Genomic DNA, 14,719 nt, shown 5'->3' with positions numbered 1-14,719 from the left:
GTCGAGGAGGGTGCGGTCAGAGGTCGAAGGCGGTGGTGGACTCGTCGTACGGGCCCATCACGGTGAGCGCCGGGGTGCCCGCGTACAGCTCGGCGGCGAGGTCGACGACGTCGTTCAGGGTGACCGTGTCGATCCGGTGCAGCACCTCGTCGACGGTGGGCAGCTCGCCGTAGACCAGCTCGGCCTTGGCGATCCGGGTCATCTTGGCGCCGGTGTCCTCCAGCCCCATCACCACGGAGCCGCGCATCTGGCCCTTGCCGCGGAGCAGTTCGTCGGCGCTGATCTCGCCCTTCGCGATCGCGGCCAGCTCGGCCCGGACCACCTCGAGCACCTCGGGCGCCTTCTTCGGCAGGCAGCCCGCGTACACGCCGACCATGCCGGAGTCCGCGTACGCCGACCCGAAGGTGAACACCGAGTACGCCAGGCCGCGCTTCTCCCGGACCTCCTGGAACAGCCGCGACGACATCCCGCCGCCGACGATGCCGTGCAGCACCCCGGCGACGAACCGGCGCCGGTCGTTGCGGGCCAGCCCGGGCAACCCGAGCACGAGATGCGCCTGCTCGGCGTCGCGATGGTGGACCCGCGTTCCCCCGTACGTCGGGACGCGGCGCGCCGACCCCCGGCGTACCGGGGTAGGCTCGGCCTCCGCGGTGACCCAGTGCCGCTCGAACGCCTTACGGACCAGCCGGACCACGTCGGAGTGCTCGACGTTGCCCGCGACCGAGACGACGATGTTGTCGGGGCGATAGCGGCGCCGGTACCAGCCGACGACCTGCCGGCGGGTCAGGCCGGCCACCGACTCTGGCGTCCCGGTGATCGACCGGCCGAGCGGGGACTCGCCCCACAGTTGCTCGGCGAACAGGTCGTGGATGTGGTCCGACGTCTCGTCGGCGTGCATCGCGATCTCTTCGTCGATCACGTCCCGCTCGCTCTCGACGTCTTCGGGAGTGAGGGTCGCCGAGGTGATCATGTCGCAGATCACGTCCACCGCGAGCGGCAGGTCGGAGTCGAGGACCCGCGCGTAGTAGCAGGTGTACTCCTTGCCGGTGAACGCGTTCATCTCGCCGCCGACCGCGTCCAGCGAGGCGGAGATCTCCAGCGCGTCCCGGCGCTCGGTGCCCTTGAACAGCAGGTGTTCTAGGAAGTGGGTCGCACCGGCCAGGTGGACCGGCTCGTCCCGCGAACCGACGCCCACCCAGACGCCGAAGGTGACCGAGCGGAAGCCTGGGACGGACTGGGAGACGACGCGGAGCCCGGAGGGAAGGACGGTCCGTTTGACCGGACCGCCCTGCTCCGGGCTCAGCAACGTGCTGGTGATCGCTCGGGTCACTCGGCGGACTCGTCGGCCTTCTTGTCGTCGTCGCCCTCGACCACCGGAATCAGCGACAGCTTGCCGCGGTCGTCGATCTCGGCGATCTCGACCTGGAGCTTCTGGCCGACCGAGAGCACGTCCTCGACCGCCTCGACCCGCTTGCCACCGGCCAGGCCGCGCAGCTTCGAGATGTGCAGCAGGCCGTCCTTGCCGGGCAGCAGGCTGATGAACGCCCCGAAGTTGGTGGTCTTGACGACGGTCCCGAGGTACCGCTCGCCCTTCTCCGGCATGGTCGGGTTCGCGATCGCGTTGATCGCGGCCCGGGCCGCCTCGGCCGAGGGACCGTCGGTGGCGCCGATGTAGACGGTGCCGTCGTCCTCGATCGAGATGTCGGCGCCGGTGTCCTCGGTGATCTGGTTGATCATCTTGCCCTTCGGCCCGATCACCTCGCCGATCTTGTCGACCGGGACCTTCACCGAGATGACCCGCGGCGCGAACTCGCTCATCTCACCCGGCGCGTCGATGGCCTTGGCCATCACGTCCAGGATCGTCAGGCGGGCGTCCTTGGCCTGGGTCAGCGCACCGGCGAGCACGCTGGCCGGGATGCCGTCCAGCTTGGTGTCCAGCTGCAGGGCGGTGACGAAGTCCTTGGTACCGGCGACCTTGAAGTCCATGTCGCCGAACGCGTCCTCGGCGCCCAGGATGTCGGTCAGCGCGACGTACTCGGTCTTGCCGTCGACCTCACCGGAGATCAGACCCATCGCGATGCCGGCGACCGGGGCCTTCAGCGGCACACCGGCGGACAGCAGCGACAGCGTGGAGGCGCAGACCGACCCCATCGAGGTCGAGCCGTTCGACCCGAGGGCCTCGGACACCTGACGCAGCGCGTACGGGAAGTCCTCGCGCGACGGCAGCACCGGCACCAGGGCCCGCTCGGCCAGCGCGCCGTGACCGATCTCGCGGCGCTTCGGCGACCCCACCCGGCCGGTCTCACCGGTCGAGTACGGCGGGAAGTTGTAGTTGTGCATGTACCGCTTGCGGGTCTCCGGCGACAGCGTGTCCAGCTGCTGCTCCATCCGGAGCATGTTCAGCGTGGTGACACCCATGATCTGGGTCTCGCCGCGCTCGAACAGCGCCGAACCGTGCACCCGCGGCAGCACCCGCACCTGGGCCTTGAGCGGCCGGATGTCGGCCAGCCCGCGGCCGTCGATGCGGACCTTGTCCTTGAGCACGCGCTGCCGGACCAGCTTCTTGGTCAGCGACCGGAACGCCGCGGACAGCTCCTTCTCGCGGCCCTCGAAGTCGGCGGCCAGCTTGTCCACCACGGCGGCCTTGACCGCGTCGGTGGCGCTCTCGCGCTCGTGCTTGCCGGCGATGGTGAGGGCCTGCGACAGCTCCTCGGTCGCGGCGGCCTCGACGGCGGCGAACGCGTCGTCGGCGTAGTCCGGGAAGACCGGGAACTCGCCGGTCGGCTTCGCGGCCCGCGCGGCCAGGTCGGCCTGCGCCTCGACCAGGGTCTTGATGAAGCCCTTCGAGGCCTCCAGGCCCTGGGCGACGATCTCCTCGGTCGGCGCCTGGGTGCCCGCGGCGACCTTGTCGAAGGTCTCCGGGGTCGACTCGGCCTCGACCATCATGATCGCGACGTCACCGGAGTCGGTGACCCGGCCCGCGACCACCATGTCGAAGACGGCGTCCTCGAGCTCGGTGTGGGTCGGGAAGGCGACCCACTGGCCCTCGATCAGCGCGACGCGGACGCCGCCGATCGGGCCGGAGAACGGCAGGCCGGCGAGCTGGGTGGACATCGACGCGGCGTTGATCGCCAGCACGTCGTACAGCTTGTCCGGGTTCAGCGCCAGGACGGTGATGACGACCTGGATCTCGTTCCGCAGGCCGGACACGAACGACGGCCGCAGCGGGCGGTCGATCAGCCGGCAGGTCAGGATCGCCTCTTCCGAGGGCCGGCCCTCGCGGCGGAAGAACGAGCCGGGGATCCGGCCCGCGGCGTACATCCGCTCCTCGACGTCGACCGTCAACGGGAAGAAGTCGAACTGGTCCTTGGGCTTCTTGCTGGCCGTGGTGGCCGACAGCACCATCGTGTCGCCGTCGAGGTACGCGGCGGCCGAACCGGCGGCCTGCTGGGCCAGCCGGCCCGTCTCGAAGCGAATGGTCCGGGTGCCGAAAGTGCCGTTGTCGATCACGGCTTCGGCGAATTCCGCGCCCTCCATGGGCGCGCTGGTGGATCCCGACACGGGATACCCCTCTCTCACAGTGGACGACTGCGAGGCGCGAGCTTCCGGGGTGCCGGTCTTCGATCGAGGCCCGCGGGTGTCGTGCTACCTGTCACCCGAAAGCCACTACCGAGGACCGGTCGTCCTCCCGCCACGCGCTTCGCGTCGCCTCGTTTCGTCTTACTACTTCCGTGCTTTGTTCAGTTGTGGGACCGCCACCCGGGGCGGATACGCCAGGAGCGGCCACCCGGCGTACGGGAGGCCGCTCCTCGCGACGTCAGCGGCGGAGGCCGAGCCGCTCGATCAGCGATCGGTAGCGGTTGATGTCCTTCTTCGCCAGGTAGTTCAGCAGCCGGCGGCGCTGGCCGACGAGCAGCAGCAGACCACGACGGCTGTGGTGGTCGTGCTTGTGCTCCTTGAGGTGATCGGTGAGGTGCGCGATCCGGTGGGTCAGCAGCGCGACCTGGACCTCGGGAGAACCGGTGTCACCCTCGGTCAGAGCGTACTCACCCATGATCTTCTTCTTCGTTGCGGCATCAACAGATGACACGGAGTTCCTCTCGATTTCCGTTGCGCGGCGCACCGGGGCATTCGTCACCCGAGCACTCTCTTTCCGCGGCCGTTCAGACGGCAGCGCCCAGAGTATCAGCCTGTGGACAACGACCCCTAATCACCCTGGAGCGAGCGGCGCGCCGCGTCCACGTCCTTCTTCATCTGGACCAGCAGGTCGTCGATCGAGTCGAACCGGATCTGGGTGCCGCGGAGCCGGGCCACGAAGTCGACCGCGATCTTCGAGCCGTACAGCTCGAGGTCGTCGCGGTCCAGCACGTACGACTCCACCCGGCGGTCGACGCCGTCGAAGGTGGGGTTGCTGCCCACGCTGATCGCGGCCGGCAGCGGTTCGCCGTACGCCGGGCTGCCGGCGGCCGGTTCGAGCACGGTCACCCAGCCGGCGTACACCCCGTCGAGCGGCACCGCGGCGCCGGGATCGGCCGGGATGTTCGCGGTCGGGTACCCGAGCTCGCGGCCGCGCTTGTCGCCCTCGACCACGACGCCGGTGACCCGCAACGGCCGGCCGAGCGCGTTCGCGGCGCCCTCGACGTCACCGGCGGCGATCAGCTCGCGGATGTACGTCGACGACCACGGCTGCGCCTCGCCCCGCAGGGTCAGCCCGACCACCTGGAACCCGGCCGACGCCCCCGCCTCGGCCAGGGTGTCGACATGGCCCGCGGCCTTGTGACCGAAGCGGAAGTTCTCCCCAACCACGACGGCCTTGACGTGCAACGTGTTCACCAGCACGCGCTCGATGAACTCCTGCGGGGACCAGTTCGACACGTCCTTGTCGAACGGCAGCACCAGCACCGCGTCCGCGCCGGCGGCACCGAGCAACTCGGCCCGCTGCGCGGCGTCCGTGATCGCCGCGGGAGCCCGGTCCGGCCGCAGGACGACCATCGGGTGCGGGTCGAACGTCAGCGCGACGACCGGGAGGCCACCGAGCTCGGCGGCCAGCGTCCGCGCGTGACCGAGCACCTCCTGATGACCGCGGTGCACGCCGTCGAAGTTGCCGATGGTGACGACCGAGGGGCCGAACTCAGGGCCGACCTCGTCCAAACCGTGCCAGACACGCATGACAGCAGGATTCCATGCCACCGGCCGATCCGTCGCAGCAGGTCCATGGTCACCCCTTGTGATCAGGCGCTCACTCAACCTAGGGTGGGCCGCGCACTGGTCGCTTCCCCGGGAGGTCTTGTGAGATTCCACCGCGTCGCCGCCGCGCTGACCGCGCTGGTGAGCGTGAGCACGTTGTCGATCACGAGCACCGCCCAGGCCGTCGCGCCGACGCGGGACGCCGCCCCGGCGTACCAGAAGTACGTCGCGCTCGGTGACTCGTACACCTCGGCCCCGCTCGTCCCGCTGCCCGAGCTGCTGTCGCTCGGCTGCGTGCGCTCGACCAGCAACTACCCGAAGCTGGTCGCCGCGATGTTGCGGATCACGGACTTCACCGACGTGAGCTGCGGAGGCGCGGACACCACGAACATGACCGAGCCGCAGGACACCGTGCTCGGCAGCAACCCGCCGCAGTTCGACGCGCTCACCCCGGACACGGACCTGGTGACGCTGGGCATCGGCGGGAACGACTTCGGCGTCTTCGGCCGGATCATCGACACCTGCCCGAAGCTGCGGGCGAGCGACCCGACCGGGTCCCCGTGCCGGGAGAAGTTCACGGTGAACGGCGTCGACACGTTGAAGGCCGACCTGGCCAAGACCCAGGCCCGCATCGTGGATGTTGCCAACGGCATCAAAGCCAGGGCGCCGCAGGCAACGATCGTGCTGGTCGGCTACCCGCAGATCGCGCCCGCCTCCGGGACCTGTCCGAGCATCCTGCCGTTCGCGGACGGCGACTACGCGTACCTGTACTCGATCGAGCAGGAGCTGAACAAGGCCGTCGCGTCCGCGGCGAGCGCGACCGGCACGCAGTACCTGGACACCTTCGGCCCGTCCACCGGCCACGACGCCTGCGCCCCGGACGGCCAGGCCTGGATCCAGGGCAAGGACGTGAACCTGCTCCGCGCCCTGAACTACCACCCCCGCTTCGAGGGTCAGGCCGGCGTCGCGCTGCTGACGGCCAAGCAGCTCACCGGCGCCGACCCGACCGTCACCGCCGCGGAGCAGGCCGGGTTCGCCCGGCAGGCCCGCGAGCTGAGCCGGCAGGCGGCGAAGGCCGACCTGCCGCAGGCCTACGAGGCCTCCCTGAACCGCCTACGGACCGGCGCGCAACGCTGACCCTTTCCAACCGTACGGCGGACGCCGGGCCGGGCCACTTCACGCGTGGCCCGGCCCGGCGGTTCTTTTCCCGTACTGGCTGATCGGGTCAGTTGAGGGCGGCGGTGAGGTCGGTCAGGGCCTGGCCGAGCGGCAGGTCGATCCGGTGGGTGGCGTAAAGGTCCCCGCGGGTGATGCCCTGGTTGACGATCAGCACCTGCTTGCCCGCCTTCGCCGCGTACCGGACGAACCGGAACCCGGACATCACGGTCAACGAGGACCCAAGGACGAGAACCGAGTCCGCCGCGTCGATCAGCCGGTAGCAGCGTTCGACGCGGTTCTTCGGCACGTTCTCGCCGAAGAACACGACATCGGGTTTGAGCACCCCGTCCTCACAGCGCGCGCACTCGACGACCCGGAACCCGGCGACCGCCTCCTCCGGTAGATCGACGTCCCCGTCCGGGTTGATCCGCGTCGCCTCGGCCTCGAACACCGGGTTCGCCGCGCGCAGCCGCCGATCCAGCTCCTCCCGCCCGAATGTCCCCTGGCAGCCCAAACAGATCACCCGATCCAGGTTGCCGTGCAGCTCGACCACGTCGCGCGCCCCGCCGGCCTGGTGCAGCCCGTCGACGTTCTGCGTGATGATGCCGTCGACGTACCCCCTGGCCTGCAGCGTGGCGACGGCGCGATGCCCGTCGTTGGGCGAAGCGCGAGCGATGGTCCGCCACCCGAGGTGACTGCGTGCCCAGTACCGCTGCCGCCCGCCCGGACTGCCGACGAAGTCGCCGTACGTCATCGGGGTATGCGTGCGCAGGCTGCCGGTCTCGCCGCGATAGTCGGGAATCCCGGACTCGGTGGAGATCCCGGCCCCGGACAGGACCACGGTCCGGCCCCGCGCGACCACCTCGGCCAACGGCCCGACATCCGAGGCCCCGGGCGCAAGCGCCAGCACCTCAGGACCAGGAGTCCAACTCAAAGTAGGCCGCGACCGCACCCCACCAGATTACGCACGCCCGGAAACCGGCTGGTCGCTCAGGCGATTCGGGGTGGGCCGGCGGTGAGGCGGCGCTCGGCTTCGGCGCGGACGACGACCGGGTCCATCGAGGACCAGTCGGCGTCGATCCACCAGGTCGCGCCGGCCTCGGCCCACGGGCGGACGGTTGCGGCGGCGTCGGGGTCGTCGGCCTTGGTGGTGCCTTCGCTGACGATGTCGTAGCCGTCCATCGAGAGCCCGTGGTCCGCGCGCTCCTTCCGGATCCACTCGACACCCTCGGCCAGCTCCTTCGGGGTCAGCTCCCCCGGCTTCTCGCCGGGCTCGACGACGGGAGCGAAGTTCGGCAGCCAGCCGTCCTGCAAGGCGGCCCGCCGCATCGACCGCGGTCGAGGCCAGGCACCGACCACCCAGGTCGGGATCCGCGGCTGCTGCACGGGCGGCGGCGGAGCGGGCGGCATGAGGTCCGCGATCTTCCGGGAGCGATAGTGCTTGCCGGTGAACTCGAAGGCCTCGTCCCGCCAGAGGTACCGCAGCATCTCGAGCGACTCGTCCATCAGCTCGGCCCGGACCTTGCGCCCGGGATCGTCCTCGAACAGCCAGAACCGATCGTCACCGGTCACCCCGAGCCCGACGGAAAGAATCACCCGCCCGTTGCTCAGGTTGTCGACCGTCGAAGTCTGCCCGGCGACATCCCAGGGCTTCCGCCGAGGCAGCGGCGTGAGCATGGTCCCGAGCCGAATCCGCTCGGTCGTCATGGCGGCGGCGGCCAGCATCGCCCAGGCATCGATCCCCCAGATCGACTCCCAGACGAAGAACCCGTCCCACCCATGAGCCTCCGCAATCCCAGCCAGCTCAGCCGCGGCACGAGCATCCCCATAAGGCATCACGAATCCATACTTCATACGAACGCACGCTAACGCCCCCCACCGACAGAACCCGCACACGAGCAGTACCCGGCGCCCACTGTCGACTTGTTTGCCCGATAACGCCCCTACAACAAGCCACCCACCAAACAACCCGCCAGCGACCGAAACGAAAGCGCTCCAGCAAACCGCACGCCGCAGCACGCCAGCCGTCAAGGAAGCCGCCAGCGGGCGAGGCCTCGATGCTTCGGCTGGCTGGGAGGTGGAGGCCGACGCCCGCCTGCAGTGCTGGGGTGCTGGAGGGATGGCGTGCTGCATCAGCGCCATCCGTCCGACAACTTGTCAGGTGGTCAGCTCACGAAGACTGCTGTTGGTTTGGCTACTGGGCCGTGGGGTTCGTAGAGGGCCAGGAAGACGCCCGACGGGTCGAACATTGCTGTCTGACCCGGCTCCAGCTTCAGCCCGGACAACGGGCGCCCCGTCCGGATGGCCGCCGCCTGCTCAGCATCCGCGTCGTACCGGGGGAACGTCTCCCCCGCCACCTGCGCGATCGGCAGCCAGGTGAAGTCCTCCGCCAGCTCCTCCAACGTGTGCGCCGTGTCCATCCCGAACGATCCGACCCGGGTCCGCCGGAGCATCGTCAGGTGGCCGCCGACCCCCAGCTCGGCCCCCAGATCGCGGGCCAGAGCGCGGATGTAAGTGCCGCTCGAGCAGTCGACCGTGACGTCGACCTCGATCGCGGCGACACCCGGCCGGACATCGGTCACGTCGTACCGGCTGACCGTCACGCTGCGAGCCTTCAACGCGACCTCTTCGCCGTCGCGCACCCGCTGGTACGCCCTGCGCCCGTCGACCTTGATCGCGGACACCTTCGACGGCACCTGGGAGATCTCGCCGCGGAATCCCGCGACGGCCGCTTCGATCGCCTCGGCCGTGACCGCGCCGACCGCGGTCGGTGCGGCGGTGTCGACGATGGTGCCTTCGGCGTCGTCCGTGGTCGTGGTCGCGCCGAGCAGGATCGTGGCGTCGTACGACTTGTCGGCGAGCTGGAGGTGGCCGAGCAACCGGGTGGCCCGGTTGATGCCGACCACCAGGACGCCGGTCGCCATCGGGTCCAGGGTGCCCGCGTGGCCGACCTTGCGGGTGCCGGCCAGTTTGCGGATCCGCGCCACCACGGTGTGCGAGGTCAGCCCGGCCGGCTTGTCCACCACAACGATGCCGTCGGCAACCGGCGGTTCCACGGAACCCGTCGGTGCGGGGGTCACCACGGAGTCAGTCTTCGTCGCTGTCATCGTCCTCGCGGCGCTTGTACGGATCGGCCTCACCGGCCGGGCGGGCGTTCACGGCCGACTTGGCCACCTCGGCGTCGGCCTCGCGGGCCTTGGCGAGCAGTTCCTCGATGTGGCCGGCGTTCTCCGGGACGGCGTCGAGGAAGAACGCGACGCTCGGGGTGTGCCGCAGGCCGAGCGCCTTGCCGACCTCGCTGCGGATCAGCCCACGGGCCGACTCCAGCGCGGCAGCGGTGTCCGCGCGGGCCTGCTCGTCGCCGTACACCGTGTAGAAGATGCTGGCTTCGCGCAGGTCACCGGTGAGCCGGGCGTCGGTCACGGTGACGAAGCCCAGCCGCGGGTCCTTCACCCGGCGCTCCAGCAACTCCGCGACGAGGACCTGGATCCGGTCGGCCAGCTGCTTGGCCCTTGCTTCACCCATCCGGGCTCACTCCCTCTATTCATGCGTAACGTCCGCAACGGCGGCGCGAAAACCGCCACTGCGGACGTTACCCCGACTGCTTCGACGTTCGGTCACTCGGGCAGCCGCCGCGACCGTGGCCGCGGCGGCGGTACCCGGATCAGCTCCGCGGCTTCTCGCGCAGCTCGAACGCCTCGACGACGTCGCCGATCTTGATGTCGTTGAAGTTGTTGATGGTCAGACCGCACTCGAAGCCCTCGCGGACCTCGGACGCGTCGTCCTTGAACCTCTTCAGCGACGACAGCTCGGTGTTGTCCACCACCACCGCGCCGTCCCGGATCAACCGGACCTTGGCGTTGCGGCGGAGCAGACCACTGGTCACCCAGCAACCGGCGATGTTTCCGACCTTCGAGGAGCGGAAGATCTCGCGGATCTCCGCCTGGCCGAGGACGGCCTCCTCGTAGATCGGCTTGAGCATGCCCTTCAGGGCGGCCTCGATGTCGTCGATCGCCGAGTAGATGACCGAGTAGTACCGGACATCCACGCCCTCGCGCTCGGCCAGGTCACCGGCCTTGCCCGCCGGCCGCACGTTGAAGCCGATGATGACGGCGTTCGACGCGATGGCCAGGTTGACGTCGTTCTCGTTGATCGCACCGACACCGCGGTCGATGATCCGCAGGTTGACCTCATCGCCGACCTCGATCCGGACCAGCGCGTCCTCCAGCGCCTCGACCGAACCGGACACGTCGCCCTTGAGGATGAGCAGCAGTTCCTGCGTCTCGCCCTTCTCCATCGAGGCCATGAAGTCCTCGAGGGTACGACGGGCGCGCCGCTTGGCGTTGGCGGCCGCACGAGCGCGGGCTTCCCGCTTCTCGGCGATCTGCCGGGCCATCCGGTCGTCGTCGACCACCAGGAACTTGTCACCCGCACCCGGGACCGCGGTCAGACCGAGGACCAGGACCGGACGCGACGGGGTCGCCTCCTCGACGTTGTTGCCGTACTCGTCGAGCATGGCCCGGACCCGGCCGTGCGCCGGACCCGCCACCATCGAGTCGCCGACCTTCAGCGTGCCGCGCTGCACCAGCACGGTCGCCACCGGACCACGGCCCTTGTCGAGGTGCGCCTCGATCGCCAGACCCTGGGCCGGCATGTTCGGGTTGGCCCGCAGGTCCAGCGCCGCGTCCGCGGTCAGCACGACGCTCTCGAGCAGACCGTCGATGTTGATCCGCGACTTCGCCGAGACGTCGACGAACATCGTATCGCCGCCGTACTCCTCGGGCACCAGGCCGTACTCGGTCAGCTGACCGCGCACCTTGCTCGGGTCCGCGTTCGGGACGTCGATCTTGTTCACCGCGACCACGATCGGGACGTTCGCCGCCCGGGCGTGGTTCAGCGCCTCGATCGTCTGCGGCATCACGCCGTCGTCGGCCGCGACCACCAGGATGACGATGTCGGTGGCCTGCGCACCACGGGCACGCATGGCGGTGAACGCCTCGTGACCCGGGGTGTCGACGAAGGTGATGGCGCGCTCGGCGCCGTCCACCTCGGTCGTCACCTGGTACGCACCGATGTGCTGGGTGATGCCACCGGCTTCCTTGGCGACCACGTTCGCGTGCCGGACCGCGTCCAGCAGCTTGGTCTTACCGTGGTCGACGTGACCCATCACGGTCACCACCGGCGGCCGCTGGACCAGGTCGGAGTCGTCGCCCTCGTCGGACCCGAAGTCGATGTCGAACGACTCGAGCAGCTCGCGGTCCTCGTCCTCCGGGGACACGATCTGGACGTCGTACTCCAGCTCGGTGCCGAGCAGCTGCAGGGTCTCCTCGTTGACCGACTGGGTCGCGGTCACCATCTCGCCGAGGTGGAACAGCACCTGCACCAGCGACGCCGGATCCGCGCCGACCTTCTCGGCGAAGTCCGTCAGGGACGCACCGCGGGCCAGCTTCACGACCTCGCCGTTGCCGTGCTTGACGCGCACGCCACCGACGGCCGGAGCCTGCATGTTGTCGAATTCCTGGCGCTTGGCCCGCTTCGACTTGCGACCCCGCCGGGCCGGACCACCCGGACGCCCGAAGGCACCCTGGGTCCCACCGCGACCGCGGTTGCCCGGACCCGGACGACCGCCGCCACCACCGGGCGGGCCGCTCGGGCCGCCGCCACCGGGACGGAAGCCGCCGCCACCGCCACCACCGCGCGGACCGCCACCGGGACCACCCGGGCCACCGCCCGGACGGCCGCGGCCGCCGCCACCCGCCGGAGCGGACGGGCGACCGGTGAACGTTCCGGCCGAGGACTTCGGCATCATCGCCGGGTTCGGCCGCGGGGCGCCCGGCACACCGCCGGAGCGCGGGCGGTCCGAACCGCCGCCACCGCTGCGGGCCTGCGGAGGCCGCGGCGGCATCCCGGCCGGGCTCGCACCCGCCGGAGCGTTCGAACCCGGACCCGGACGACCGCCACCACGCTGCATGCCCTGGGTGGAACTGAACGGGTTGTTGCCCGGCCGCGGGGCGCCGGGACGGCCACCTCCGCCGCCCTGACCACCCGGACGCGGACCGCCGCCCGGACGGGGAGCACCGGGACGGCCACCGCCACCCGGCGCGGCCGGACGCGGAGCACCCGGGCGCGGGCCGGCACCCTGACCACCGGGACGCGGCGCCGGACGACCGGCGTCGGCCGCCGGACGCTGCGGAGCGGGAGCCGGTGTCGCGGGCTTGGCCGGAGCCGGAGCCGGCGTCGGCGCGGTCTTCTCGGCCGGAGCCTCGGCGCGCGCGGCCGGAGCCTCGAACGCGGGCTGACCGCTGCTGCTGCCCCCACCGGCCGGACCCGGACGGGCCCCACCCGGCGTGGGGGTCTCGGTCCGCGGACCCGGCCGGGGGCCAGGACGCGGGCCCGGACGCGCCGCACCGGTGCCGGTGGCACCACCGCGAGCGGTCTCGGGCGTGTTGCTCCGCGACTCGGCGGCCGGCGCCGCCGGAGCGGGCGTCGCACCAGCCGGCGCGGCGTCCGTCGCACCAACCGGCGCGGCGTCGCTCGGGGTGGCCGGAGCCTTCGGCGCAGGGGCCGCCGGAGCCTCGGCGGCCGGCGCGGCACTCGCCGCGGGCCGAGCGGTCTCGGCGGGGGTCGCCGGCGCCTTGGGCGCGGCGGTCTCCGCTCGCGTGACCGGTGCGGTCGCCTGCGGCGCCGCGGACGTGCTGGCGGCGGCCTTCTTGGCCGCGCGCTTCTTCGGCGGGTTCTTCTCGAACTCCTCCGCCAACCTACGGACTACGGGTGCCTCGATCGTCGAGGACGCCGATCGGACGAACTCTCCCATGTCGTTCAGCCTGGTCAGGACGACCTTGCTGGTAACTCCGAGCTCCTTCGCGAGCTCGTAGACCCGGACCTTTGCCACTACTCTCCCTCTGGTCCGAGCCTGGGGCGCGGACCGTTAGTTGACGTACATGCTCATCGCATTGCACTCATCGTTCGACACTCATCGAGTGGTCATGAGTCGATGACCCGCCTTCATGTCGTCGCGACGGTTGTCGCGGGCGGCCGGGTGGCCGCACTTGTCGTTGCGTACTGCTCGACCTGTGCCCGCACAGCAGACACGTCAAGCGCCCCGTGGACCCGGAAGGCCCTCGGGAACGCCTTGCGCCGCTCTGCGAGGTCGAGACACGCGGTCGCCGGGTGCAGGTGCGCCCCGCGGCCGGGTGCCCGATGCGCGGGATCCGGGAGGACCAGACCTCCGGAAACCGTCATCCGCAGCAGGCCGGACGGACTGTCCCGCTTCCTGCACCCTATGCAGGTACGCTCCCGGACCTTGCCGGGGCGTGCCTCCGCAGTCACTGTCAGGTGATCCTCAGGGTGTGGTTGCGACTCAGTCGACCGACCGAGAGGTCAGTCTACCTTCTCGTCCCCACGAGTCACATCGGTATCCGGCCGGATGTCGATCCGCCAGCCGGTCAGCCGGGCGGCGAGGCGGGCGTTCTGCCCTTCTTTGCCGATCGCCAGCGACAACTGGTAGTCGGGGACGATGACGCGCGCGGCGCGAGCCGCCGCGTCGACAACCTCTACAGATGAAACCTGCGCCGGGGACAGCGCATTCCCGACGAAGGTCGCCGGGTCGTCGCTGTGATCGATGATGTCGATCTTCTCACCGTGCAGCTCGTGCATGATGTTGCGCACCCGCTGCCCCATCGGGCCGATGCACGCGCCCTTGCCGTTCACCGACGGGTTCAGGGTGCGGACCGCGATCTTGGTCCGGTGGCCGGCCTCGCGGGCGATCGCGGTGATCTCGACCGTCCCGTCGGCGATCTCCGGGACCTCCAGCGCGAACAGCTTCTTCACCAGGTTCGGGTGGGTCCGCGAGACGGTGATCTGCGGTCCCTTGAAGCCCTTGCGGACTCCGACCACGTACACCCGCAGCCGGGCGCCGTGCTCGTACTTCTCCCCCGGTACCTGCTCGGGCGCCGGCAGCACGGCCTCGATCTTGCCCAGGTCGACCATCACCGACCGCGGGTCGCGGCCCTGCTGGATGACGCCGGAGACGATGTCGCCCTCCTTGCCGGAGAACTCGCCGTACCGGACCTCGTCCTCGGCGTCGCGCAGCCGCTGCAGGATCACCTGCTTGGCCGTGGTCGCCGCGATCCGGCCGAAGTCGGCGGGCGTGTCGTCGTACTCGCGGGCCAGCGTGCCGTCCTCGGCCAGCTCGCGGGCGTACACGGTCACGTGACCGGTCTTGCGGTCCAGCTCGGCCCGGGCGTGCTGCTGCGCGCCCTCGGTGCGGTGGTACGCGACCAGCAGCGCCTGCTCGATCGCCTCGACCACGACGTCGAAGGAGATGTCCTTCTCCCGCTCCAGCGACCGCAGCACGGCCATGTCGATGTCCATC

General features: G+C 70.5%; 12 protein-coding genes. 1 reads left to right on the top strand and 11 read right to left on the bottom strand.

Features of this window, described 5'->3' with window-relative positions; all coding sequences use genetic code 11:
• Positions 1-16: 16 nt before the first annotated feature.
• The 4 genes from FB561_RS23365 to FB561_RS23350 all read right to left on the bottom strand — a co-directional run bounded on the left by FB561_RS23365 (position 17) and on the right by FB561_RS23350 (position 5,169).
• Positions 17-1,330, bottom strand: a complete 1,314-nt coding sequence (locus FB561_RS23365; protein ID WP_145810226.1) for a M16 family metallopeptidase — start codon at positions 1,328-1,330, stop codon at positions 17-19.
• Positions 1,327-3,537 (bottom strand): polyribonucleotide nucleotidyltransferase, encoded by a 2,211-nt coding sequence (locus tag FB561_RS23360; protein ID WP_145810225.1) that lies wholly within the window; start codon positions 3,535-3,537, stop codon positions 1,327-1,329. Before FB561_RS23360 ends, FB561_RS23365 begins: the two co-directional genes overlap by 4 nt.
• A gap of 280 nt (positions 3,538-3,817) precedes the next feature.
• Positions 3,818-4,090 (bottom strand): 30S ribosomal protein S15, encoded by a 273-nt coding sequence (gene rpsO, locus FB561_RS23355; RefSeq protein ID WP_145810222.1) that lies wholly within the window; start codon positions 4,088-4,090, stop codon positions 3,818-3,820.
• Between the two features lie 116 nt (positions 4,091-4,206).
• Positions 4,207-5,169, bottom strand: a complete 963-nt coding sequence (locus FB561_RS23350; RefSeq protein WP_145810220.1) for a bifunctional riboflavin kinase/FAD synthetase — start codon at positions 5,167-5,169, stop codon at positions 4,207-4,209.
• 120 nt (positions 5,170-5,289) lie between these two features.
• On the opposite strand from FB561_RS23350, the gene FB561_RS23345 reads away from it, so the two are divergent.
• On the top strand, positions 5,290-6,324 hold the full coding sequence (locus tag FB561_RS23345) for an SGNH/GDSL hydrolase family protein (RefSeq protein WP_238334998.1): 1,035 nt from the start codon (positions 5,290-5,292) through the stop codon (positions 6,322-6,324).
• An 88-nt stretch (positions 6,325-6,412) separates the two neighbouring features.
• Here the strand turns inward: FB561_RS23345 and FB561_RS23340 are convergent, their stop codons facing one another.
• The 7 genes from FB561_RS23340 to nusA form a co-directional block, all read right to left on the bottom strand.
• Positions 6,413-7,255, bottom strand: a complete 843-nt coding sequence (locus tag FB561_RS23340) for an NAD-dependent protein deacetylase (RefSeq protein WP_238334997.1) — start codon at positions 7,253-7,255, stop codon at positions 6,413-6,415.
• A gap of 80 nt (positions 7,256-7,335) precedes the next feature.
• Positions 7,336-8,199, bottom strand: a complete 864-nt coding sequence (locus FB561_RS23335; protein WP_145810213.1) for an LLM class flavin-dependent oxidoreductase — start codon at positions 8,197-8,199, stop codon at positions 7,336-7,338.
• A 311-nt stretch (positions 8,200-8,510) separates the two neighbouring features.
• Complete coding sequence (gene truB, locus FB561_RS23330) at positions 8,511-9,428, bottom strand: tRNA pseudouridine(55) synthase TruB (RefSeq protein ID WP_238334996.1); 918 nt, start codon at positions 9,426-9,428, stop codon at positions 8,511-8,513.
• A gap of 4 nt (positions 9,429-9,432) precedes the next feature.
• Complete coding sequence (gene rbfA, locus FB561_RS23325; RefSeq protein WP_145810209.1) at positions 9,433-9,870, bottom strand: 30S ribosome-binding factor RbfA; 438 nt, start codon at positions 9,868-9,870, stop codon at positions 9,433-9,435.
• Between the two features lie 139 nt (positions 9,871-10,009).
• Entirely contained in the window at positions 10,010-13,237 is a 3,228-nt protein-coding gene (gene infB / locus FB561_RS23320) for a translation initiation factor IF-2 (RefSeq protein ID WP_145810206.1), read from the bottom strand.
• Between the two features lie 113 nt (positions 13,238-13,350).
• Positions 13,351-13,674, bottom strand: coding sequence for a YlxR family protein (locus tag FB561_RS23315; RefSeq protein ID WP_272952559.1), 324 nt, complete (start codon positions 13,672-13,674; stop codon positions 13,351-13,353).
• Between the two features lie 51 nt (positions 13,675-13,725).
• Positions 13,726-14,718 carry a transcription termination factor NusA gene (nusA, locus tag FB561_RS23310; protein WP_145810203.1) on the bottom strand — a complete coding sequence of 331 codons (993 nt, stop codon included), beginning with the start codon at positions 14,716-14,718 and terminating at the stop codon, positions 13,726-13,728.
• Position 14,719 lies beyond the last annotated feature (1 nt).

The sequence above is a fragment of the Kribbella amoyensis genome, assembly GCF_007828865.1.
GTDB classification, from domain to species: Bacteria; Actinomycetota; Actinomycetes; order Propionibacteriales; family Kribbellaceae; genus Kribbella; species Kribbella amoyensis.
This window is presented reverse-complemented; position numbering and strand designations above follow the sequence as displayed.